Annotated in this window: 20 protein-coding genes and 2 pseudogenes; 11 read left to right on the forward strand and 11 right to left on the reverse strand. The window is 70.0% G+C overall.

Features of this window, described 5'->3' with window-relative positions; translation table 11 throughout:
- Position 1 precedes the first annotated feature (1 nt).
- The gene (locus tag FKR81_RS40245; protein WP_146360390.1) at positions 2-1,216 is read left to right on the forward strand and encodes a cytochrome P450; all 1,215 of its coding nucleotides are present in this window, start codon (positions 2-4) and stop codon (positions 1,214-1,216) included.
- Here the strand turns inward: FKR81_RS40245 and FKR81_RS40250 are convergent.
- Positions 1,213-1,791, reverse strand: coding sequence for an HD domain-containing protein (locus FKR81_RS40250; RefSeq protein WP_146360392.1), 579 nt, complete (start codon positions 1,789-1,791; stop codon positions 1,213-1,215). The two genes, FKR81_RS40245 and FKR81_RS40250, sit on opposite strands and share 4 nt — an antisense overlap.
- A 92-nt stretch (positions 1,792-1,883) precedes the next feature.
- Between FKR81_RS40250 and lon the strand changes: the two genes are divergently transcribed.
- A complete protein-coding gene (lon, locus tag FKR81_RS40255) occupies positions 1,884-4,202 on the forward strand; it encodes an endopeptidase La (RefSeq protein ID WP_146360394.1) in 2,319 nt (772 codons plus the stop codon).
- 50 nt (positions 4,203-4,252) lie between these two features.
- Here the strand turns inward: lon and FKR81_RS40260 are convergent, their stop codons facing one another.
- The 3 genes from FKR81_RS40260 to FKR81_RS40270 form a co-directional block, all read right to left on the reverse strand.
- Positions 4,253-4,732 (reverse strand): AMIN-like domain-containing (lipo)protein, encoded by a 480-nt coding sequence (locus FKR81_RS40260; protein WP_146360396.1) that lies wholly within the window; start codon positions 4,730-4,732, stop codon positions 4,253-4,255.
- A 62-nt stretch (positions 4,733-4,794) separates the two neighbouring features.
- On the reverse strand, positions 4,795-5,244 hold the full coding sequence (locus FKR81_RS40265; protein ID WP_146360398.1) for an AMIN-like domain-containing (lipo)protein: 450 nt from the start codon (positions 5,242-5,244) through the stop codon (positions 4,795-4,797).
- A 25-nt stretch (positions 5,245-5,269) separates the two neighbouring features.
- Positions 5,270-5,998 (reverse strand): polysaccharide deacetylase family protein, encoded by a 729-nt coding sequence (locus tag FKR81_RS40270; RefSeq protein ID WP_235922194.1) that lies wholly within the window; start codon positions 5,996-5,998, stop codon positions 5,270-5,272.
- Positions 5,999-6,123: 125 nt separating this feature from the next.
- On the opposite strand from FKR81_RS40270, the gene FKR81_RS40275 reads away from it, so the two are divergent.
- The 4 genes and pseudogenes from FKR81_RS40275 to FKR81_RS40290 all read left to right on the forward strand — a co-directional run bounded on the left by FKR81_RS40275 (position 6,124) and on the right by FKR81_RS40290 (position 9,808).
- Positions 6,124-6,651, forward strand: coding sequence for a YbhB/YbcL family Raf kinase inhibitor-like protein (locus FKR81_RS40275; protein WP_146360402.1), 528 nt, complete (start codon positions 6,124-6,126; stop codon positions 6,649-6,651).
- Between the two features lie 380 nt (positions 6,652-7,031).
- Entirely contained in the window at positions 7,032-8,405 is a 1,374-nt protein-coding gene (locus FKR81_RS40280; protein ID WP_146360404.1) for a mycothione reductase, read from the forward strand.
- Between the two features lie 64 nt (positions 8,406-8,469).
- Positions 8,470-8,889 carry an NADPH-dependent FMN reductase family protein gene (locus FKR81_RS40285; RefSeq protein ID WP_146360406.1) on the forward strand — a complete coding sequence of 140 codons (420 nt, stop codon included), beginning with the start codon at positions 8,470-8,472 and terminating at the stop codon, positions 8,887-8,889.
- 53 nt (positions 8,890-8,942) lie between these two features.
- A pseudogene (locus FKR81_RS40290) lies at positions 8,943-9,808 on the forward strand (N-acetyltransferase family protein).
- Here the strand turns inward: FKR81_RS40290 and FKR81_RS40295 are convergent.
- Positions 9,805-10,944, reverse strand: coding sequence for a CynX/NimT family MFS transporter (locus FKR81_RS40295; protein WP_235922195.1), 1,140 nt, complete (start codon positions 10,942-10,944; stop codon positions 9,805-9,807). The pseudogene FKR81_RS40290 and the gene FKR81_RS40295 overlap by 4 nt on opposite strands.
- 162 nt (positions 10,945-11,106) lie before the next feature.
- Between FKR81_RS40295 and FKR81_RS40300 the strand changes: the two genes are divergently transcribed.
- The 3 genes from FKR81_RS40300 to FKR81_RS40310 are packed head-to-tail and all read left to right on the forward strand — an operon-like array spanning position 11,107 to position 13,994.
- A complete protein-coding gene (locus FKR81_RS40300) occupies positions 11,107-11,781 on the forward strand; it encodes a FadR/GntR family transcriptional regulator (protein ID WP_146360410.1) in 675 nt (224 codons plus the stop codon).
- A 39-nt stretch (positions 11,782-11,820) separates the two neighbouring features.
- Positions 11,821-12,924, forward strand: coding sequence for an epoxide hydrolase family protein (locus FKR81_RS40305; protein ID WP_146360412.1), 1,104 nt, complete (start codon positions 11,821-11,823; stop codon positions 12,922-12,924).
- On the forward strand, positions 12,921-13,994 hold the full coding sequence (locus FKR81_RS40310) for a winged helix DNA-binding domain-containing protein (RefSeq protein WP_186763460.1): 1,074 nt from the start codon (positions 12,921-12,923) through the stop codon (positions 13,992-13,994). The genes FKR81_RS40305 and FKR81_RS40310 overlap by 4 nt, the downstream gene beginning before the upstream one ends.
- On the opposite strand, the gene FKR81_RS40315 is transcribed toward FKR81_RS40310, so the two are convergent.
- Entirely contained in the window at positions 13,975-14,868 is an 894-nt protein-coding gene (locus tag FKR81_RS40315) for a LysR family transcriptional regulator (protein ID WP_146360422.1), read from the reverse strand. The two genes, FKR81_RS40310 and FKR81_RS40315, sit on opposite strands and share 20 nt — an antisense overlap.
- A gap of 72 nt (positions 14,869-14,940) precedes the next feature.
- Between FKR81_RS40315 and FKR81_RS40320 the strand changes: the two genes are divergently transcribed.
- On the forward strand, positions 14,941-15,831 hold the full coding sequence (locus tag FKR81_RS40320) for an EamA family transporter (RefSeq protein WP_146360424.1): 891 nt from the start codon (positions 14,941-14,943) through the stop codon (positions 15,829-15,831).
- Here the strand turns inward: FKR81_RS40320 and FKR81_RS40325 are convergent.
- Positions 15,758-17,269, reverse strand: a complete 1,512-nt coding sequence (locus FKR81_RS40325; RefSeq protein ID WP_146360436.1) for a cobyric acid synthase — start codon at positions 17,267-17,269, stop codon at positions 15,758-15,760. The genes FKR81_RS40320 and FKR81_RS40325 overlap by 74 nt on opposite strands.
- Positions 17,270-17,297: 28 nt before the next feature.
- Between FKR81_RS40325 and FKR81_RS40330 the strand changes: the two genes are divergently transcribed.
- Complete coding sequence (locus FKR81_RS40330) at positions 17,298-17,984, forward strand: alpha/beta fold hydrolase (RefSeq protein ID WP_235922196.1); 687 nt, start codon at positions 17,298-17,300, stop codon at positions 17,982-17,984.
- Between the two features lie 329 nt (positions 17,985-18,313).
- Here the strand turns inward: FKR81_RS40330 and map are convergent, their stop codons facing one another.
- The 4 genes and pseudogenes from map to FKR81_RS45395 all read right to left on the reverse strand — a co-directional run.
- Positions 18,314-19,171 carry a type I methionyl aminopeptidase gene (gene map, locus FKR81_RS40335; RefSeq protein WP_146360426.1) on the reverse strand — a complete coding sequence of 286 codons (858 nt, stop codon included), beginning with the start codon at positions 19,169-19,171 and terminating at the stop codon, positions 18,314-18,316.
- Positions 19,172-19,274: 103 nt separating this feature from the next.
- Positions 19,275-21,074: a penicillin-binding transpeptidase domain-containing protein gene (locus FKR81_RS40340; protein WP_146360428.1), complete on the reverse strand. Its 1,800-nt coding sequence runs from the start codon at positions 21,072-21,074 to the stop codon at positions 19,275-19,277.
- 27 nt (positions 21,075-21,101) lie between these two features.
- On the reverse strand, positions 21,102-21,956 hold the full coding sequence (locus tag FKR81_RS40345) for a GNAT family N-acetyltransferase (protein ID WP_186763461.1): 855 nt from the start codon (positions 21,954-21,956) through the stop codon (positions 21,102-21,104).
- 103 nt (positions 21,957-22,059) lie between these two features.
- Positions 22,060-22,238 (reverse strand): annotated as a pseudogene (locus tag FKR81_RS45395) (flavodoxin-dependent (E)-4-hydroxy-3-methylbut-2-enyl-diphosphate synthase); the annotation flags it as partial.

Below are 22,238 nucleotides of genomic sequence, written 5' to 3' on the forward strand. Positions count from 1 at the left end.
CATGCCCACGGCCGCCGCGTTCAACCCCGTTGACCCCGCGTTCATCCAGGACCCGTACCCGGCTTACCAGTTCCTGCGGGAGTACTCACCGGTGCACTTCGAGCCCGCGCTCGGCGGCTGGTTCGTGACGCGGTACGACGACGTGCGGACGGTGCTCAACGACCCGCGCACCGTCCGCCCGCCGGCGGGCGAGATGCTGCTGGGACGCCTGCCGGGCGACGTGCGCGCCGAGCTCGCGTGGTTCGAGGAGAAGATCGAGACGAGCCTCCCGTTCGCCAACCCGCCGGAGCACGGCAGGCTGCGCACGTTGGTGTCGAAGGCTTTCACGCCCCGCACGACCGAGGCGCTGCGCACGCACGTCGAGCGCGCCACCGACGACCTGCTCGACGCCATGGCGGACGAGCCCGACCCCGACGTGCTGCGCGACCTCGCCTACCCGCTGCCCGCGATCGCGGTGACGCGCCTGCTCGGCGTGCCGGACGAGGACGTCGACGGCCTGATCGCACTCGTCGGCGACGCCATGAAGATCATCGGCCAGGCCCTGCCGTCCGACGACCCGGTCGGCGCGGCGCGGGCCGCGCACGTCGCCACCGTCAAGACGTTCGACTACCTCGAGGACCTCATCCGCTGGCGCCGCAAGGCACCCGCGGACGACCTGATCTCGGTGATCGCCGCGTCCCCCGGCTACACCGAGGAGGAGCTGATCCTCCTGGTGCTGGTGCTGATCAACGGCAGCCTGGAGACGACGGCGCACTTCATCGGCAACGCCACGCTCGCACTGCTGCGCCACCCCGCGCAGGCGGACCTGCTGCGACGTGATCCGTCGCTGATCGACTCCGCGGTCGAGGAGCTGTTGCGCTGGGACACCCCGGTGCCCGTGATGCCGCCACAGCTCACCACGGCGCCGATCGTGCTGAGCGGGCGGCGGATCGAGGCCGGGCAGCTGCTGTTCCCCGTGATCGGCGCCGCTCACCGCGATCCCGTCCGGTATCCCGACCCGGATCGGCTGGACATCACGCGGGCGCCGTCCGGGGTGCTCGCCTTCGGGGGCGGGGTGCACCACTGCATCGGGGCTTCGCTCGCGCGGGCCGAGGCACGGGTCGCGCTGGGGAAGCTGTTCTCGCGGTTTCCGGCGTTGGGGCTCACCGGCGTGGAGCCCGTGTTCCGGGCGGATCCCGTGCTGCGCGGGCTGACCGCGCTGCCGGTACGGCTCTAGACCGGGTAGCCCGACTGGAAGGCCAGCCGGGCGTCGGCGCCCGCCGCGATCCGGTCGAGCACGTCGTCCAGCGCCAGGAACACCTCCCACGGCTCCTGCCCGCTCGCTACCGCCAGCCGGTCCGTCACCAGTTGCTCCAGGTCCGCGACGCGCTTGGCCTTCCACACCTTGTCGGCGAGGGTGACCAGCAGGTCCTCCAGGGGCAGGTCGGCCGACCACGAGCCGTGCGTCCGCGCGTAGCGAGCGAAGCGTTCCTCGACGCCGCGGGCCAGCAGCAGGTCGCAGCCCGCCTGTTCGTGCGCCGACCCCGGCCCGGACAGCTCCGCGGGGTGCTCGACCTTCCCGATGTCGTGCGTGGCGGCGCCGAACAGCACGGCCTCCCGGTCGATCACCACGGCGGGATGGTGCTCCGCGAGCCAGTCGGCCAGCTGAGCGGCCACGTCGTGGACCGCGCGCAGGTGTGCGGCCAGCCGGGGCGGAGCCTGCAGCTCCTCCAGCAGGGCAACGGCCGCGGCCGGCAGCGGACGGAGAGTACGTTCGGAGGTCAGGGCACGACGCAGCAGGTCAGAGGTCACCCCGTCCAAGGTGGCGCTCGCTGACAGCGAACAAGGGAACACCAGCCAGCTCCACTTGGTTGAGCCAGTCAGACTCAACTTTGGAGGATGAGATGGTGGCTCTGCCGGTACTGCCGCTGGACGACGTGGTTGTACTGCCCGGCATGGTGGTGCCGATCCGGATCTCCGGAGCGGACGCCAGCGCCGAGGCCCGAGCCGCGGTGGACGCCGCCACCGCGGCCGCTGACCAGCAGGTTCTGCTGGTCCCCCGATTGGACGGGAAGTACGCGCGGGTCGGCACACTGGCCGTCATCGAGCAGGTGGGACGCCTGCCGGGCGGCGAGCGCGCGGCCGTCGTGCGGGGCACGAAGCGCGTGAAGATCGGCAGCGGGACGACCGGGCCCGGTGCGGCGTTGTGGGTCGAGGCGACCGTCGTCGACGAAGCGGTTGGCGACCGCGCCCGCGAGCTGGCCCGCGAGTACAAGGCGCTGGTGACGACGATCCTGCAGCAGCGCGGTGCGTGGCAGGTGGTCGACTCGGTGCAGCAGGTGGACGACCCGTCCGCGCTGGCCGACCTCGCCGGGTACGCGTCGTACCTCAAGGACGCGCAGAAGGTGTGGCTGCTGGAGACCAGCGACGTGGCCGAGCGGCTGGAGAAGCTGCTCGAGTGGGGGCGCGACCACCTCGCCGAGCTGGACGTCGCGGAGACCATCGCCAAGGACGTCAAGGAGGGCATGGAGAAGCAGCAGCGGGAGTTCCTGCTGCGCCAGCAGCTCGCCGCCGTCCGCAAGGAGCTCGCCGAGCTCGACGGCAAGCCCGCGTCCGAGGAGGAGGACTACCGGGCCCGCGTCGAGTCCGCGGACCTGCCGGAGAACGTGCGCAAGGCCGCTCTGTCCGAAGTGGACAAGCTGGAGCGCACGAGTGAGCAGTCGCCCGAGGTCGGGTGGATCAGGACGTGGCTCGACACGGTGCTGGAGATGCCGTGGAACGAGCGCACCGAGGACGCCTACGACATCAAGGGCGCGCGTGAGGTGCTGGACGCGGACCACTCGGGGCTGGACGACGTGAAGGAGCGGATCACCGAGTACCTGGCGGTGCGCAGGCGCCGGGCCGACCGCGGCATGGGTGTCGTCGGCGGCAGGCGCAGCGGCGCGGTGCTGGCGCTCGTCGGGCCGCCCGGTGTCGGCAAGACGTCGCTGGGCGAGTCGGTCGCGCGGGCCATGGGCCGCAAGTTCGTGCGCGTCGCGCTCGGTGGTGTGCGGGACGAGGCGGAGATCCGCGGGCACCGGCGCACCTACGTCGGCGCGCTGCCCGGCCGCATCGTGCGGGCGATCTCCGAGGCCGGTTCGATGAACCCGGTCGTGCTGCTCGACGAGATCGACAAGGTCGGCTCGGACTACCGGGGCGACCCGACGGCCGCGTTGCTCGAGGTGCTGGACCCGGCGCAGAACCACACGTTCCGCGACCACTACCTGGAGGTCGAGCTCGACCTGTCGGACGTGGTGTTCCTGGCGACGGCGAACGTGCTGGAGTCGATCCCGGCTCCGCTGCTGGACCGCATGGAGCTGGTGCAGCTCGACGGCTACACCGAGGACGAGAAGGTCGTCATCGGGCGTGACCACCTGCTGCCGCGGCAGATCGAGCGCGCCGGGCTCACCCCGGACGACGTGTCGGTCGACGAGGCGGCGATCCGCCAGCTCGCCGGCGAGTACACGCGGGAAGCCGGTGTGCGGCAACTGGAACGCGCGCTCGCGCGGATCCTGCGCAAGGTGACGTCGAAGGTCGCTCTCGGCGACGCCGAGCTGCCGCTGACGGTGGACCAGCCGTCGCTGCGCGGGTACCTGGGCAGCCCGAAGCACACGCACGAGACGGCGCAGCGGACCGCTGTTCCCGGTGTCGCAACGGGTCTGGCCGTCACGGGTGCCGGTGGTGACGTGCTGTTCGTCGAGGCGTCGCTGGCCGGGAAGGGCCTCACGCTGACCGGGCAGCTGGGTGACGTGATGAAGGAGTCGGCCCAGATCGCGTTGTCGTACCTGCGTTCGCACGACATCGCTCCCCCGCAGTCCGACGACGCGGGCGTGCACATCCACGTGCCCGCGGGCGCGGTGCCGAAGGACGGTCCGTCGGCGGGCGTCACGATGACGACGGCGCTCGCGTCGCTGCTGTCGGGACGGCCGGTGCGGTCGGACGTCGCGATGACGGGCGAGATCTCGCTGACCGGGCGGGTGCTTCCGATCGGCGGCGTGAAGCAGAAGCTCCTCGCCGCCCACCGGGCGGGCATCACGACAGTGCTGCTCCCGCAACGCAATGAGCCCGACCTGGACGACGTGCCCGCGTCGGTCCTGGAAGCGCTCACCGTGCATCTGGTGTCGGACGTGACCGAGGTTCTGCAGCACGCCCTGGAGAAGCCGGCCGCCGCCGCGGCGGCCTGATGGACCCTCGTGGGGGAGCTGCGGCGACAGCTCCCCCACGAGGCTTTCGTTCACACCCCGATGTCGATGACGACTCGGGTCGGGTTGTCGAGCAGGAACACCCGGTGCCAGGAGTTGGCGTTGGCGTAGCCGGCACCAACGGTCAGGTTCGCTTCGAAGTCGCACGTCAGCGCGACACCGCGAACATTGGCCAGTCCAGGCGTCGGGAAGTTCCTCGGACCCGTGTAGGTGGGGTTCCCGGACTCGTCGTGCGCGGCGGCCGGAGCGAGCCGCACCTCCAGGAAACCGTTGCCGGGGACGGAAACCGGCTGTCCGGACCCGCAGTTGACGAGCTGGTCGACCTCGTTGACGAAGTACTCCGGCCGCTGGCCGTTCAGGTCGAGCACCACGCGGTCGAACGTCGCGTGACGGCCCGTCCTGATGTCGGTCAGGGTCGGGGTGCCGGCAGCCGAGGCAGCCATCCCGGAACTAGCCGGGATGAACGAGAACACCGCCACGACAGCCAGCAGCAGAACGACGACTCTCTTCACGTCGGCCCCCTCTCAGGGTTGCCTTGATGAAGTGCAGACGTCCCAGTGCCACCGGGGTTGCGTCAGTGGCGGATGTCGATCACGACGCTCATCGGGTCGTCGATGAACGACACCGTGTACGCCGATCCCGGCTTCTCGTAACCGATGTCGATGCCGAGGTCGGCCTCGAAGTCGCACGAGATCGCGATGCCGCGGACGTTCGCCAGTTCGGGCGTCGAGAACTTGCGCGACCCGCTGTAGTTCCACCCGCGTGCGGGCTGCGCGTGCACCTCCAGGAACTGGTTGCCCGGCACCGTGATCGGCTTGCCGGAGGCGCAGCCCGTCACCTCGTCCGTGACGAACTCGTCGACGTTGGGCTTCGTCCCGGACAGGTCGAGCACGACCCGGTCGAACGTCGCGAAACGGCTGGTCCGGATGCCCGTGAGGTCGGCGATCGGCTCGGCCGCCGACGCGGCCGGCACTACCGCCAACGTCGCACACACGACTGTGAGCAGCACAAATAGACGCTTCATGAACTTTCCCCCTCTTGCGATGTGACTACGCCAGGAAGTCTTCCAGAGGAACAGGGGTCAGGCCGTCGGCTTTGGCGCGATCGAGGAAAGCCTGGAAGTCCTCGGCGAAAGTCGTGCGGAAGTGCATGAGCACGATGTCGCCGCGGTTGAGCTTGTCCCCCGCCTGGAACTGCACGCGCCCGTCGTTCACCGCGGCCGTCCACATCACCAGCGCCTTGAACCCGCAGTCCGCGGCGGCCTTGCGCGTGGTGTTGTCGTGGTTGCCGAACGGCGGCCGGAACAGCGTCGGCCGCTTCCCGTACTCACCGGTGATGAAGTCCGCGTTGCCGCAGATCTCGTTCTTCTGGAAGTCGTACCCCTTGCCGGACAGGTTCGGGTGCGTCGACGTGTGGCTGTGCACGGTGACCGGCAGCGCTTTGAAGTAGTCGCGCTGACCCTCGATGTACTTGGTGTTGAGGAACAACGACGGCCGGATGCCGGCCTTGCGCATCATCTCGGCGGCGGCCGGGTGCTTGATCGCCCCGTCGTCGATCGTGATGAACACGTACGGCTTGTCCGTCGCGATCCGGTTCACCACGGGCACGAGCCCGCCGGTGATCGGCGGCGCCGTCGCCTGCACCGTGCCGTACGCGTACGGCGGCGGGAACATCACCGGCGGCGGTGCGGATGTTGTTGTAGTAGTAGTCGGTGGCGCGGTCGTCAGAACCGGAGCTCGCGGCTCCGGTTCACGCGCACACGAAACGAGAATGGCCACGACAGCGAGCGCGGCGGCAACGCGCAGTCTTCCCCCCACGCTGTGAATGACGCCGAAGAGGTCGATCACGTTGCACGGCGTTAAGGTCATCCAGGTCACACCCGACTCGTGTGGAGGACTTTCTGATGAGCCTCGAGCGTCCTGTCGCTCCCGACCCCTACGCGCTGCTGCCGAAGGTGGAGTCGTTCTCCGTCACGTCGACCGACGTGCGCGACGGCGAGCAGTTGAACGACGCACAGGTCTTCGAAGGCGGCAACACGTCGCCGCAGCTGAGCTGGTCCGGGTTTCCCGCGGAGACCCGCAGCTTCGTGGTGACCTGTTTCGACCCCGACGCGCCCACGCCGTCCGGCTTCTGGCACTGGGTTGCGGTGAACATCCCCGCGACCGTCACTTCACTGGATACCGGTGCGGGCGCCGCGGACTCCTCGTTGCCCGGTGACGCCTTCCACGTGCGGTCCGACTACAGCCAGCGGGCGTTCGGCGGGGCCGCTCCGCCCAAGGGAGATCATCCGCACCGGTACTTCTTCGTGGTGCACGCGGTGGACGTCGACGCCCTCGACGTCGACTCCGACGCCTCTCCCGCGGTGGTCAGCTTCAACCTGGCGTTCCACACGATGGCGCGCGCCATCATCACGCCTACTTACCAGCACTAACCAGGAGTTAGTGCGTGAACGGCCCGTTCACGCACGCGGTTCCGGCTGGGGCGGAACGATCGGGGGTCGGCGATCGTTGCGCCAGGAGGAAGCGCGCGGGGGGCGGTCGCGGCACGGGACGGCGGTGCGGCCGGCAGACAGCGATGCGGCCAGCAGTGCGGACCGGCAGGCAGCAGTGCGGCCGGCAGCGGTGCGGCCAGCTGACAGCAGTGCGACCTGTAGGCAGCGGTGTGGCTGGCAGCGGTGCGACCGGCAGGCAGCGGTGCGGCCAGCAGCGGTGTGACCGGCCGGAGTACCCGGCAGCCGCCTGACCAGCAGGAGCCGTGTGACGTGCGGACCACGGGGGAACAACTACCCCGCCCCGGTGGTTGGATCACCACGTGAGGCACTTCGATCTGGTCATCATCGGCACGGGCTCGGGCAACTCGATCCCGGACGAGCGGTTCGCGCATCTGAACATCGCGATCGTCGAGAAAGGCGTGTTCGGCGGCACGTGCCTGAACGTCGGCTGCATTCCGACGAAGATGTTCGTGCACACCGCCGACCAGGCCGCGGCGCCCGCCAACGCGAAGAAGCTCGGCGTGGACGCGCACCTCGACGGGGTGCGGTGGCCGGAGATCCGGGACCGGATCTTCGGGCGCATCGACCCGATCTCCGAAGGCGGCCGCCGCTGGCGAGCGCAGGACAACGCGAACGTCACGGTGTACGAGGGCACGGCGCGGTTCGTAGGGCCGAAGACGCTCGACACGGGCACCGGCGAGACGATCACCGCTGACCGGTTCGTGATCGCGGCCGGCAGCAGGCCGGTGATCCCCGAGGTCGCGGACATCGAGGAAGCCGGTTTCCACACCAGCGACACGATCATGCGGCTCGAGCGGCTCCCCCAGAAGATGATCATCCTGGGCAGCGGGTTCGTCGCGACCGAGTTCGCGCACGTGTTCGCCAGCTTCGGCGTCGAGGTCACGCTGATCGCGCGCGGTGACGTGCTGCTGCGCGCCGAGGACGCGGAGATCGCGGAGCGGTTCACCGAGATCGCGAAGAGCAAGTGGGACGTTCGGTTGCACCGCAAGGCGGTGCGCGCCGAACGCACCGGCGACAAGATCAGGCTGCACCTCGAGGGCCCGGACGGCGCAGAGGTCGTCGAGGCGGACGAGCTGCTGGTCGCGGTGGGGCGCAAGCCGAACACGGACCTGCTCGACCTGGGCAAGACCGGCGTCGCGCTGCACGCCGACGGGCGGATCGAGGTGGACGAGTTCCAGCGCACGAGCGAAGAGGGCATCTTCGCGATGGGCGACATCAGCTCGGAGTACCAGCTCAAGCACGTCGCGAACCACGAAGCCCGCGTGGTGCAGCACAACCTGCTGCACCCGGAAGACATGCGGAAGTCGGACCACCGCTACGTTCCCGCGGCCGTGTTCTCGTCGCCGCAGATCGCGTCGGTCGGGCTGACCGAGGAACAGGCCAGGGCCAAGGGAATCCGGTACGTCACGGCCAGCCAGGCGTACGCGTCGATCGCGTACGGCTGGGCGATGGAGGACACCACCGGGTTCACCAAGATCATCGCGGACCCGGAGACCGGACTGCTGCTCGGCGCGCACATCATCGGGCCGCAGGCGTCGTCGGTGATCCAGCCGATCGTGCAGGCGATGAGCTTCGGGCTCGACGCGCGCAGCATGGCGCGCGGGCAGTACTGGATCCATCCCGCGATGCCCGAGATCGTCGAGAACGCGCTGCTGAGCCTTCCGCTGGACTGAATGCCCTACGACATAGGGACTTCCGCCGCTCCCGCACGAGCATTCGACCGTTCAGGATGCACCGATGGGAGAGAAGGGGAAGGTGCTGGTCGCCTACACCTCGGCCATCGCCGCCACAGACGAGATCGCGAAAGTCATCGGCACGGAGCTCGCGGGGTGCGGGCTCCGTGTCACCGTTTTGTCCGTCGCAGACACACCGGACCTCCACGACTTCGGGGCGGTGATCATGGGAGACGCCGCCGCCCGTGACGCGCACCGGTTCGTGCGACTGCACAAGGCACCGTTGAAGCACACACCGCTGTGGCTGTTCCACCGCGGCCAGCCGCCCGTGCCGCCCGAGGTCACGCGCATGGTCCGCCGCTTCGCGGCCAACGGGCCGGTCAGCTTCGGCGGCGCGTCACCGGACTGGGACCGCGCGAAAGCCTGGGCGCGTTATCTCGCGGACCAGCTCACCGTGCTGCACAGGGGGTTCGTCAGCAACTAGTCCCTGCCGGAATCCGGGTGCGGACGATCAGCGCTGTGGTGTCTGATCAGGGCATGGCGATTGTGCTGGACGAGCCGGGAGTCGACGGGCTGAGCGAGGCCGTGGGCGTGCTGCGGGAGTGGCAGCACGAAGGTGCGCCGATGCAACTGCATCCGGGAGACCTGGGCTGGTTCTGGCGGTTCGGCGCGGAGGCGACGGCCGCCGCGGTCCGGACCTGGAGCCGGGACGGGCGGGTGCTCGCCGTCGGGCTGCTGGACGGTCCCGAGCTGCTGCGGATGACGATCGCGCCCGACGCTCAGCAGGACGAGGAGCTGGCGCGGCAGCTGGTGGCGGACGTGACCGAGCCGAAGCGCGGCGTCCTGCCCGAGGGGCAGGTGAACGTCGAGGCACCGATGCGCGCACTGGTCCAGGACCTGCTGGCCGAAGAGGGCTGGAGCACCGACGAGCCGTGGACGCCGCTGCGCCGCGACCTCACGGAGCAGGTGGTGGACCCCGGCGTGCGGATCGAGGTGACCGGGCCGGAGCAGACGCACCTGCGGACCGCCGTGCAGCGGGCATCGTTCGACAGGTCGACGTTCACGGACGAGAGATGGCACGCGATGGCGGCCGGGTTGCCGTACGCCGACGCCGCTGCCTGGTCGCGCACGACGACCATGGCGACGCGGTGGCAGCGGTGACGGTGTGGTCGGCCGGGCCGGGAAAGCCGGGGTTGCTCGAGCCGATGGGTGTGCACCGGGACCACCGCGGTCACGGCTACGGCAGGGCGATCACCGTCGCCGCGGCGGCCGCGCTCCAGGAGCTCGGCTCGTCGAGCGCGATCGTCTGCACCCCGAGCTCGAACGTCGGCGCCGTCGCCACCTACCGGTCAGCGGGGTTCGAGCAACTCCCCGAGGTCCGGGACCGCCGCCGGGAGTTCTAGACGAACCGCGGGCGCCCGGCGATCACGCCGAACGCGGTGAGCGCGCCGAGCAGGACGAGCTGCACGACCAGGGCGATCGACCAGGTACCGGTCATCTCGCGCAGCACGCCGAACGCGAACGGACCGGTTGCGGCGATCAGGTAACCGACGCTCTGCGCCATCGCGGAGAGCCGCGCGGTGTCCGAAGTGGACCGGGTGCGCAGCGACAGGATCAGCAGCGCGAGCGGGAACATCCCCATGCCGAGACCGATCAGCACGACCCACAGCGCCGGGACGACGGTGGGGGCGACGAGCAGGCCGGCGATGCCCGCGAACGACAGCAGGCCGAGCAGCAGCACCATGCCCACCTGGCTGCGCTGCCGCGCCGCGATCGGCGGGACGATCAGGCTGACCGGGACGCTGAGCAGCATCGACACCGCGAGCAGCAGGCCTGCGGTGTTCCGGTCGACGCCCGCGTCGCCGAGGATCTGCGGCAGCCAGCCCATGACGGTGTAGGCGAAGAGCGACTGCAGGCCGAAGAAGACGGTGATCACCCACGCGAGCGGACTGGCCCACAGCGACTTCGAACCGGATGAGCCGCTGACACGAACACCAGATGTCCGAGTTGGAGCACCGTGCCGCGCGCCCGCGAACCACACGACGAGCGCAGCGGCGCTGAGCAGTGCCCACGCACCGACCGCACCCCGCCACGAGCCGATCAGCTCTTCGAGACGCGGGGTCGCCGCGGCCGCCACGGCGGCACCGGCGGCGAGCGCGGCGGTGTAGACACCCGTGAGGAGACCGACCCGAGCCGGGAACGAGTCCTTCACGACGACCGGGATGAGCACGTTGGACACAGCGATGCCGGCACACGCCACGAAGGTGCCGCCGAGCACGACCCACGGGCCGTCGATCACGCGGAGCACGAGACCGAGCGTCAGCACCGCGAGCGACAGCCCGACCGCGCGAGCCATGCCGAGCCTGCGACCGAGCCACGGGGCGGCGAACGCCGCGAAGCCGAAGCACAGCGCCGGAACGGCCGTCAGCGCACTGGTCCATGCGGCGGAAACACCGAGGGCAGACCGGACATCGCCGAGCACCGAGGCCAGACTGGTCACCGCGGGACGGAGATTCGCGGCCGCGAGGGCGACCCCCATCGCGAGCAACGTGCTTCCGACCAGCGGAACGTGGCGGTTCTTTGCAGAGATCGACACCCCGGACACGCGAACAGTGGCAGTCTGGGCCGCAAGAGTCGTCTGCTGAATCGTCACGCGCTCCACTATCGCAGACATGGGATGTTCGGATGAAAGGATGACGCTGTGCCGTTGGCCACTACCCGACGGGCGGGCCTTGTCGACCAGGTGATCGAGCAGATGCGTGCGACGATCACCAGCGGCGAATGGCCCGTCGGGCAGCGCATCCCGCCGGAGCCGGAGCTCGTCACCGCGCTCGGCGTCGGCAGGAACACGGTGCGCGAAGCAGTCCGCGCTCTCTCCCACGCCGGACTGCTGGAGGTCAGACAGGGCGATGGCACGTTCGTCCGCGCGACCAGCGAGCTCTCCGGAGCGGTCCGCCGGATGTGCGGCAGCGAGCTGCGCGACGTGCTCCAGGTGCGCCGCACCCTCGAGGTCGAGGGCGCCAGACTCGCCGCGACGCACCGCACCGACACCGAGCTCGCGACGCTGACGACGTTGCTCGGCCAGCGGGACACCGCTCTCGCCGCGCAGGACTGGGAGAAGGTGGTCGAGACCGACACCGCTTTCCACCAGCTGCTGGTCAGAAGCTCACACAACGCGCTGCTCGCCGAGCTCTACCAGGGACTGTCCGAGGCCGTCCGGGCCAGTGTCGCCGCGTCGGTCGACACCTCGCTGCCGTTCCACAACCAGGTGTCGCACACCGGGTTGCTGGAAGCGGTGCGCGCGGGCGACCCGGCCAAGGCCGCCGCCGAGGCGGGTGGGTTCCTCGAGGACCTGCTCCAGAAGCACGGTGAATAAGGACTGAACCTGTCCGGGTTTCTTCGTACTGTGGACGACATGGAGATCACCCCGTTCCGCATCGACGTCCCGCAGTCCGATCTCGACGACCTCCGCGCCCGGCTCGCGAACGCGCGCTGGCCGGAGGAGGACCTGCCGGGTGTCGGCTGGTCGTACGGCATCCCGGTCAGCTACCTGCGGCCGCTCGCCGAGTACTGGCGAGACGGCTACGACTGGCGTGCGGCCGAAGCACGGCTGAACGAGCTTCCGCAGTTCACCACCGAGATCGACGGACAGCGAATCCACTTCGCACACGTGCGGTCCGCAAAGGAGGATGCGCTCCCACTGATCCTCACGCACGGCTGGCCGGGCTCGTTCGTCGAGTTCCTCGACGTGATCGAGCCGCTGTCGCACGACTTCCACCTGGTGATCCCGTCGATCCCCGGCTTCGGCTTCTCCGGTCCGACGAAGGAGATCGGCTGGAACGTCAACCGGATCGCGCGCGCGTTCGCCGCGCTCATGGCCGGACTCGGCTACGAGCGGTACGGCGCGCAGGGCGGCGACTGGGGTTCGAGCATCTCGCAGGAGATCGGCAAGGTGGACCCGGACCACGTCGTCGGCGTGCACGTGAACATGCTGCTCACGTTCCCCACGGGCGACGGAAGTGATCTGTCCGACGAGGACAGGGAGCGGCTGAAGTCGTTGGACCGCTACCAGAACGAGCTGTCCGGCTACATGCACATCCAGCGCACGCGCCCGCGCACGCTGGCCTACGGGCTGCACGACTCACCCGTCGGCCAGCTGGCGTGGGTCGCGGAGAAGTTCCACGACTGGACCGACTGCGTCGACGTGCCCGAGGACGCGGTCGACCGGGACCTGATGCTGACCAACATCTCGATCTACTGGTTCACCGGCACCGCGGGCTCGTCGGCGCAGATCTACCGCGAGCAGGACTCCTCGTGGGGCCAGCGGACGCTGACGACCGTGCCGACCGGTGTCGCGGTGTTCCCCGCCGACCTCGGGCACCCGGTGCGCAAGATCGCGGACAAGATGATCCCGACCATCGTGCACTGGACCGAGCTCGAGCGCGGCGGCCACTTCGCGGCCATGGAGGAGCCCGACCTGCTGGTCGACGACATCAGGAAGTTCTTCGGAGCACTGTGAAACTGAGTCTGCGCACGCTGAACCGCACGCTCCTGGCGCGCCAGCTCCTGCTGGCACGCCAGGAGCTCGCGGTCTCCCCCGCCGTCAGCCACCTGGTCGGACTGCAGGCGCAGACGACCGGACCTCCTTACCTGGCACTGTGGTCGCGACTGCACGGGTTCCGGTTCGACGACCTGAGCGACGCGATCACCAGCCGCGCACTGGTGCGGATGACGCTGATGCGCGGCACGCTGCACCTGGCCCCGGCCGCGGACTGCGCGGTGCTGCGCCCCGTGCTGCAACCGATGCTCACCAAGGCGCTGTTGACCCTCCACCCAGGACTCGCCGCCATCGGGATCGAGAAGGTGGTCGCCGCCGCGAAGGACGTGCTCGCGGACGGGCCGCTTCCGCTGACGGACATCGGTGCCCGGCTGCGGGAGCGGTGGCCGGACGAGTCCGAGCGGTCGCTGTACTTCGGGGCGCAGCTGCTGACGCCGATGGTGCGCGTGCCGCCGAGCGGCATCTGGGGCCGGTCGGCGACCTCGGCCAACGCGTCGTTCGCGCAGTGGATCGGCGAGGACCTGCCGGAGACCGCCCCGGCCGGGCCGATGATCGAGCGGTATCTGCGCGCGTTCGGTCCCGCGTCGGCGGCGGACGTCGCGGCGTGGTCGCGGCTGACCGGCCTGCGCCCGCACATCAACGCACTCGACCTCGTGCGCCACCAGGACCCGAACGGGCGCGAGCTGCTCGACGTGCCCGACGGCGAGCTGACCGATGAGGACGTCCCCACACCGGTGCGGTACCTGGGCGTCTACGACAACGTGCTGCTGTCGCACGCCGACCGCACCCGCGTCATCGCCGAGGAGCACCGGAAGGTGTGGGGTGCCGGGAAGAACGGCGTCTTCCCGCAGACGTTCCTGGTCGACGGGTTCGTGCGCGGGACGTGGGTCGCCGAGGGCGGCACGCTGGTGCTCACCCCGTACGCCAACGTGTCCAAAAAGGACGTCGCTGCGCTGAAGCGCGAGGGTATGGCACTGCTGAAGGTGCTCGCGCCGGACGAGCCGCACACGTTCACGATGCGACCTCTCTGATCACCTCCAGCGCGGCAGTGATCGCCGGTCGGCGCGACGCCTGGGTGCGCCACGCGGCGAACAGGCGGCGCGTCGGCGTCGGCCGCAACGGCACGGCACGCACGTTGCCCGGGATCGGGCCGCGGCCGAGCCGGGGCAGGAGCGCGACGCCGATGCCGCGCTCCAGCAGCGCGAACTGGGTCTGGTACTCGCCGACCCGGTAGACCAGGTTCGGCTCGACGCCCGCCGCGCGGAACGTGCGGACGAGCCAGTCGTGGCAGATCGAGCCCTCCGGCTGGCACATCCACCGCTCGCCCGCGAGATCGCCGGGCTCCAGGAACGCCTTGCGGGACAACGGGTTCGACACGGGCATCAGCACGTCCGCCACGTCGTCGCAGATCCGCATGCGGGACAACGACTCCGGCACCGGCAGCGGCGTGTTGGCCCAGTCGTGCACGACCGCGAGGTCCAGCTCGCCGCGCGTGACGGCGTCGAGCGCCTCGGTCGGGTCGATCTCCAGCACCCGGACGTCGAGCGCGGGGTGCCGCTCCGCCAATGCGCACAGCACGTCCGGCAGCAGGCCGCGCGCGGCCGTGGGAAACGCGCCGACGCACAGCTTGCCGACGGCCGCGCCGCGCAGCTCTTCGAGGGTGACCTCGGCCTCCTCGACCAGCTTCAGCACCTGGCCCGCGGTGTCGACGAGCAGCTGCGCCGCGTCGGTCAGCGCGACGCCGCGGCCGCGCTTCTCCAGCAGGGCGGTGCGGGTCTCGCGCTCCAGCTTGGCGATCTGCTGCGACACCGCGGACGGTGTGTAGCCGAGCGCGCCCGCCGCGGCACCCACGGAACCGTGCGCCGCGATGGCGTGCAGCGCCCTCAGCCGTCCCAAATCCAACATGTAGCGATACTAAACCGAACCGTGCAGAACTCATCGCTAGTTCTTAATTGTTGAAGCCTGCAGACTCGAAGCGTGAACCCACGTCACGTCGCCATGGCCGTCCTCGTCGCAGCGATCTGGGGCTTCAACTTCGTGTTCATCGAGCTGGGCCTGGACAACTTCCCGCCGATCCTGTTCTCCGCACTGCGGTTCCTCGTCGCGGCCGTGCCCGCGATCTTCTTCGTGGGTCTGCCGCGGGTGGCGTGGCGCTGGGTGCTGCTCACCGGACTGGTGCTGGGCGTCGTGAAGTTCACGCTCCTGTTCGGCGGCATGCACGCAGGCATGCCGCCGGGACTGTCGTCGCTGGTCCTGCAGTCACAGGTGATCTTCACGACCGTGTTCGCGTTCGTGCTGCTGCGGGAGCGGCCGCGGTACGTGCAGGTCGCAGGCATCGTGATCGCGTCCACCGGCATCCTGCTGATCGCGATCGACTACGGCCGGGGAAGCCCGGTGCTGGGCTTCCTGCTGGTGGTCGGTGCGGCCGCGTCGTGGGGCGTGTCCAACGTGATCCTGCGGTATGCGCGGCCGCCGGACACGTTGCGGTTCATGGTGTGGGTGAGCGCGGTGGCAGTGCTTCCGCTGTTCCTGCTGTCGTTCCTGTTCGAGGACATGTCGGCGCTCGGACGGCTGAGCTGGGCGGGCATCGGCGCCGTCGGGTACGTCGCGTGGCTCGCGACGCTGCTCGGGTTCGGGCTCTGGGGCTACCTGCTGCAGCGGTACGACGCGAGCACGGTCGCGCCGTTCTCGTTGCTGGTGCCGATCTTCGGGATGTTCGCCGCGTGGCTGTTCCTCGGCGAGCAGCTGACCGTGCTGCGGCTCGCGGCGGGCGCACTGGTGTTGCTGGGGCTGGCTATCCCGCAGCTGGTGGCGCGCCCGGCGGCACGAACGGAAGTCCTCGCGGAGCCCCGCGTTCCAGCAGCCTGAACACCGCGCCGGTGTCCATGTGGTCCGCGACGAGGTCGCCCAGCAGGTCGAGCTGGGCGGCCCGCGCCTGCGCGAAGCTCACCGCGCCGGGCCGGAAACCGCGCCGGGCCGACTCGTGCGCGGCCCACCGCAGGAACGTCCGGCGGAACTCGTCGTTCTCCAGCAGCCCGTGCCAGTGCGTGCCCCAGATCCGCTGCGTGATCGCGCCTTCGGCCGGTTCGGTGATCAACGGGTCCTCGCCCGAGCGCACGACCTGGCCGTGGTGGATCTCGTAGCCCGTCACGGGCACGCCCTGCGCCGTGCCGGACGGCGTGGCGAGCGTCTTCTCCGGCGCGAAGCGGAAGTCGACGTCGAGCAGGCCCAGCCCGTCGACGCTGCCCGCCTTCGACTCGACCGCGTCGTCGATGCGCTTGCCGAGCATCTGGAAACCGCCGCAGATCCCGAAGACCGGGCCGCGGAACGCCAGGATCGCCTGTGCGAGCCCGGTCTTGTGCAGCCACGCCAGGTCGTCGACCGTCGCCTTCGATCCGGGGAGCACGACGAGGTCGGCGTCCGCGAGGCGGGACGGCTCGGTGACGAAGCGGACCGACACGCCGCTCTCGCATGCGAGCGCTTCCACGTCCGTCGCGTTGGAGATGCGCGGCAGCCGGATCACCGCGACCCGCAGCCACTCCTCCCCCACCGGCGGCTTCGGCCTGCCCACGACACCGTCGGCCGTGTAGGACAACGAGTCCTCGGCGTCGAGCCACAGCTCCTCGCGCCACGGCAGGACGCCGAGCACCGGTCGTTTCGTGAGCGCCTCGATTTGTTTGAGACCTGGTTCGAGCAGCTTCGGGTCACCGCGGAACTTGTTGACGACGAAGCCGGAGATCAGCGCCTGGTCGGCGGCGTCGAGCAGGGCGAGCGTGCCGAAGAGGTGCGCGAAGACACCACCGCGGTCGATGTCGCCGACGACGAGCACCGGCAGGTTCGCCTTGGTCGCCAACCCCATGTTCGCGATGTCGTTCGCCCGCAGGTTGATCTCGGTGGGTGAGCCCGCGCCTTCGCAGATGACGACCTCGTGGTCCACTCTCAGGTCGTCCAATGTGGACAGGACGGTCCTCATCAGCCCGGCCTTGCGTTCGCGGTAGCCCAGCGCGGACACCTCGCCGACGGCCTTGCCGAGCACGACGACCTGCGACGTGCGGTCACCGCCCGGCTTGAGCAGCACCGGGTTGAACCGCACGCTGGGCTCCTTGCCGCACGCCGCGGCCTGCAGCGCCTGCGCGCGCCCGATCTCGCCGCCGTCGAGCGTGACGACCGAGTTGTTCGACATGTTCTGCGCCTTGAACGGCACCACGTCGATCCCCTGGCGCGCGAGAAACCGGCACAACCCGGCGACCAGGACGCTCTTGCCCGCGTCCGAGGTCGTCCCGGCGATCAACAACGCACCCCGCATGGACGCCAATGCTGCCATCATCACGGGCATGTCCACCGTCGTACTCGTGCACAGCCCTTTCCTCGGTCCCGCGAGCATGCGTCCGCTGGCCGACGCGCTCGCCGCGCAGGGCTGGCCGGTGCTGCTGATGGACCTGCAGATGACCGTCAACGAGGCACCCGTGCACCAGCGCCTGATCGGCGCGTTCGCCGACGCACTGGAGGACTCGCTGGTCACCGACGACATCGTGCTCGTCGGGCACAGCGGCGCGGGGCCGCTGCTGCCGTCGTTCGCGGACGCCTTGGAGACCACCGTGTCCGGGATCGTCTACCTGGACTCGGATCTACCGACGCCGGGGCGTTCGTGGCGCGACACGGTCCCGGCCCCTCTTGTGACTCACATCAAGTCTCGCGTTCGGGCCGGGAAGCTGCCCCGATGGGACCTGTGGTTCGACACGGACCCGCTGGCCGAGCTGGTGGCTTCCGACGCGTTGCGCGCGTCGTTGCGCGACGAGGTGCCCGAGGTGTCGTGGGAGTTCCTGAAGGAGCAGCGGCCCTCGGTGGCGTGGCTCGGGCCTTCCGGGTACGTCCAGCTCAGCTCTGCCTACGACGAGGCGGCGCTCGAGGCTGAGGCGCGTGACTGGCCGGTGCAGCGGGTGGGGCTGCACCACCTCGCCATGGCTACCGACCCCGAGGTGGTCGCCACCGCGTTGAACGCGGTGCTCAGCAAGCTGTGAGGTGCGCGGCTCGGCGCGCGGGTTCTCTGTGCGCTGAGTTGGCCGCGCTGGGTTCACTGAGCCGGGCTCGCTGCGCGCCGAGTTCGCCGCGCGCTCGCCGCGCCGAGTTCACCGTCCTCAGCTGTGCCGGGTTGGCCGTGCCTGAACACCGACTGCGCACGGGTTCGTCGCGCGCGAACTCGACGGTGGGGTGACAGGTTCGCTGTGCGCGAACTGACGGCGTGAACGGCCCGTTCACGCCTCGGAGCCGCCGAAACTGTCGGTGCCGCCTGGGAGAATGAAAGTCAGGGGATCCCCTGGGCGGGGACCCGTACGCGAGTGCGCGTTGCTCAGCAGACGGTGAGGATCTCGGCGCCCGTGTCGGTCACCACGATGGTGTGCTCGAACTGAGCGGTCCAGCTCTTGTCCTGGGTGGTGACGGTCCAGTCATCGGCCCAGATGTCGTGCTCGATCCCGCCCAGCGTGATCATCGGCTCGATGGTGAACGTCATGCCGGGCTCGAGCACGGTCTTCATCGAAGGCTCGTCGTAGTGCAGCACCACGAGCCCGCTGTGGAACGACCGCCCGATGCCGTGCCCGGTGAAGTCGCGCACCACGCCGTACCCGAAGCGCTTGGCGTAGGCCTCGATGACCCGCCCGATGACGTTGATCTCGCGGCCGGGCTTCACGGCCTTGATGGCGCGCATCGTGGCCTCGAGCGTGCGCTCGACGAGCAGCCGGTTCTCCTCGGACACGTCACCGGTGAGGAACGTGGCGTTGGTGTCGCCGTGCACGCCACCGATGAACGCGGTGACGTCGACGTTCACGATGTCGCCGTCCTCGACGACGGTGGTGTCCGGGATGCCGTGGCAGATGACCTCGTTGAGCGAGGTGCAGCAGGACTTCGGGAAGTTCCGGTAGCCCAGCGTCGACGGGTAGGCGCCGTTGTCGCACAGGAACTCGTGCGCCACGGCGTCGATCTCGTCGGTGGTGACGCCCGGCGTGATGACCTTGCCGGCCTCCTGCAACGCCTGCGCGGCGAGCCGTCCCGCGACGCGCATGGCCTCGATGATCTCGGGCGGCTGGACCCAGGGGTCGGTGTTCTTCGCCGGTGCGGGCTTGTCCACGTACTCGGGACGCGTGATGCGGGAAGGCACCTGACGACGCGGGGATTGCACACCTGGGACCAGCGGAGCACGAACAGCCATGCCCACCAGGTTAGCCGGACGCCCCCGGCGACTCCGCCGGGAGACCAGCCTCACCTCCTCGTGCACCAACCTGACGAGCGCGAACGAGGCGCTGCCTCGCGGCTCACGGGATGGCCTTGAGGAACCGGGCCGACGCGTCCACGGCGGGCGTCGAGCTGTCCGCACCGAGCAGGAGCACCGCGAACGCCACGTCGCCGCGATAGCCGACGAACCATCCGTGCGAGTGCACGCCGTCGCCGAACTGGGCGGTCCCGGTCTTCCCGCGCACGTCGCCGTTGGCCTTGAGCTGGGTGGCCGTCCCGTAGTCGACGACCTCCTTCATCATCTGCCGGATCGGCTCGAGCCCGATCGGCGCGGGCCCCGGCTTCTCGACCTTGGTCTCGCGGCCGCGCAGCAGCGTGGGGGTCGGCATGGTGCCCTTCGCCACGGTCGCGGCCGCCAGGGCCATGCCGAACGGGCTCGCGAGCACCTTGCCCTGGCCGAACGCGTCCTCGGCGCGTTCCACCACGTCCGGTGCGGCGGGGACGGAGCCGGTGATCGTCGTCAGCGCCGGGATGTCGAAGTCCACGCCCAGGCCCAGCGAGTGCGCGGACTTGGTCAGCGCGTCGGCGGGCATGTCGACCGCCAGCGTCGCGAACGTCGTGTTGCAGGAGAACGCGAAAGCGCTGCGCAGCGGGATGGTGCCCTTGTCGAACTCGGACGAGTTCGGCACGACGCGGCGGCCAGCGATGGTCGTCTTGCCGGGGCACGGCACCGGCGAGTCGGCGTTGACCTTGCCCGAGTCGAGCGCCGCCATGGCCGACGCGATCTTGAACGTCGAGCCGGGCTCGAAGCGGCCGGTCAGGGCGATCGCGCCCTGCGCGTCGGCGGGCTCGTTCTGCGCGACGGCCAGGATGTCGCCGGTCGACGGCTGGATCGCCACCAGCATCGCGGGCTGGGTGGCCGGTTCGATCGCGTCCTCGGCCGCGGACTGGATCACCCGGCTGAGCGATACGTTGATCGCCTTCGCGGGTGACGGCTGCGTCGCGTGCAGCTCGTCCACCTCGCCGCCCGCCGCGTCGACGGTCGCGATGCGGAACCCGGTGTGCCCGGCGATCTCCTCCTCGACGGCTTTGCGGACCGCGGGCAGCACCTGGGAGCCGAAGCCGCGGGTCGGCGGCAGCACGGACGTCTGGGTCGTGAAGCGCACGCCGGGCAGCTCGTAGATCTTGGGCTTGACGGACTGGTAGTCCGCGTCGCGCAGCGCCGCCACCTGGTAGACCTGCCCGTCGGGCGTCTTCGTCGCGCCCTCGGTGATCGACTGCGGGGTGATCGCCTTGTCGAACGGCGTCAGCGCGGCCGCCAGCGTCGCGGACACCGCGGCCAGGTCACCGGCCTCCTTGCGGTCCAGCAGCACCGACACGACCTTCTCGGGCGTGAGCAACGCGGTTCCGTCGCGGTCCAGCACGGGCGCCGGGTCCGGCTTGAGCTCGGTCAGCGCGATCGTCTGCTGCGCGCCGAGCTTCGGGTGCGCGATCGACGGCGACCAGTGCAGCTTCCAGACGTCCGCCTCGCGGCGCAGGTCGTACTTCGCCTGGTAGCTCCAGCGCCTGCCCTTGCCGAGGTCCCAGTCGAGCGTCACGGTCGCCTCGGACGACGCGGACTCGCCGGACGCCTCACGCACCTGCTCGACCTTCGTCGTCAGGCCCGCCGGCTTCAGCACGCCCCGGAACTTCTCCAGCAGCTCGTTCGCCGCGCCGGGATCGTCGGTCAGGTTGGCGGCGCCCTGCGTGTCACCGCTGGACAGCCTGCCGAGGAAGTCGTTGGTCACGTCCGACGGGCCGGGCTTGGACTCGAACAGCCCGCAGCCGCTGACGAGCAACACGACCACCGCACACACCGTGATGATCCGCACGGCGGGCAGTATTGCGGATCGGGAGTAGGAACGCGGTCAGAACAGGACCGTGGCGTACGTGCCCACCTGTTCGAACCCGATCCGGCGATACGCGGCGCGCGCCACGTGGTTGTAGCCGTTCACGTACAGCGACGCCGTCCGTCCCAGCCCGCGCAGCAGCCGGTCCGCGACCGCGGCGGTGCCACCCGACCCGAGCCCCTCGCCGCGACGGCCGGGACGCACCCAGACGCCCTGGATCTGCCCGACCTTCTTCGACAGCGCGCCGATCTCGGCCTTGAACACGACCTCGCCGTTCTCGAACCGGGCGAACGCGCGGCCGCCCGCGATCAGCTCGGCCACCCGCGCGCGGTACCCGGCGCCGCCGTCGTCCGCGCAGGGGTCGACGCCGACCTCCTCGATGAACATGGCGATCGCGGCGGGCAGGTAGCGGTCCAGCTCGTCCGGGCGCACCTGGCGCACCAGCGGGTCGATCTTCACCGTCGGCGGGCCACCCAGCGCCATCAACGGCTGGTCAGCGCGTACTTCACGGGCCGTACCCCAGTCCGGCTGCAGCTCTTCCCACAGTGAGAGCACCTGCTCGGCCGGTCCGACCAGCGACGAGCACATGCGGCCGCGCCTGCGTGCGCGGTCCGCGAAAGACCGCATGGCCGAGGCGTTGCCACGCAACGGGATCAGGTTCGGGCCGGAGAAGCACAGCCCGTCCACCCGGTTCCCGCGCAGCGAGCGGCTGTCCGACGCCCAGATCTCACCACCGAGCCGCCACGGGTCCAGTCCTGCGGACTCGACGCGTGCGGCCACCATGCACGAACCGACGGGATCGTCCTCGAACACCCCGAGCACCTCGGGGAGATCCCGTTCATCGAGCAAACGCGCTCCGGCCAGCCTCAGCACGCCCACCAGACTGCCAGACGAGACGTCCGATCGGCATCAGCCAACAGTGCCGCAGGGGGCCTACACCACGTGACGATGGAGACCCCCGAACGGCATCACGGCATCAGCCCACCGAGACGACGGGCTCGCCGGCCTCCTCCATCTGCTCGGCGAGACGCATGGCCTCTTCGATGAGGGTCTCCACGATCGCGTGCTCCGGGACGGTCTTGATGACCTTGCCCTTGACGAAGATCTGGCCCTTGCCGTTGCCCGAGGCGACACCCAGGTCCGCCTCGCGGGCCT

Source organism: Lentzea tibetensis (assembly GCF_007845675.1).
Taxonomy (GTDB): Bacteria; Actinomycetota; Actinomycetes; order Mycobacteriales; family Pseudonocardiaceae; genus Lentzea; species Lentzea tibetensis.

Bases quoted from the DNA above. Each gene is read 5' to 3' on its own strand.
- FKR81_RS40305 (WP_146360412.1), top strand. From the start codon at position 11,821: ATGGAGATCACCCCGTTCCGCATCGACGTCCCGCAGTCCGATCTCGAC.
- map (WP_146360426.1), bottom strand. From the start codon at position 19,171: ATGGCTGTTCGTGCTCCGCTGGTCCCAGGTGTGCAATCCCCGCGTCGT.
- FKR81_RS40325 (WP_146360436.1), bottom strand. From the start codon at position 17,269: ATGCGGGGTGCGTTGTTGATCGCCGGGACGACCTCGGACGCGGGCAAG.
- FKR81_RS40265 (WP_146360398.1), bottom strand. From the start codon at position 5,244: ATGAAGCGTCTATTTGTGCTGCTCACAGTCGTGTGTGCGACGTTGGCG.
- FKR81_RS40330 (WP_235922196.1), top strand. From the start codon at position 17,298: ATGTCCACCGTCGTACTCGTGCACAGCCCTTTCCTCGGTCCCGCGAGC.
- FKR81_RS40295 (WP_235922195.1), bottom strand. From the start codon at position 10,944: ATGGGGGTCGCCCTCGCGGCCGCGAATCTCCGTCCCGCGGTGACCAGT.
- FKR81_RS40285 (WP_146360406.1), top strand. From the start codon at position 8,470: ATGGGAGAGAAGGGGAAGGTGCTGGTCGCCTACACCTCGGCCATCGCC.
- FKR81_RS40245 (WP_146360390.1), top strand. From the start codon at position 2: ATGCCCACGGCCGCCGCGTTCAACCCCGTTGACCCCGCGTTCATCCAG.
- FKR81_RS40275 (WP_146360402.1), top strand. From the start codon at position 6,124: ATGAGCCTCGAGCGTCCTGTCGCTCCCGACCCCTACGCGCTGCTGCCG.
- lon (WP_146360394.1), top strand. From the start codon at position 1,884: ATGGTGGCTCTGCCGGTACTGCCGCTGGACGACGTGGTTGTACTGCCC.
- FKR81_RS40315 (WP_146360422.1), bottom strand. From the start codon at position 14,868: ATGTTGGATTTGGGACGGCTGAGGGCGCTGCACGCCATCGCGGCGCAC.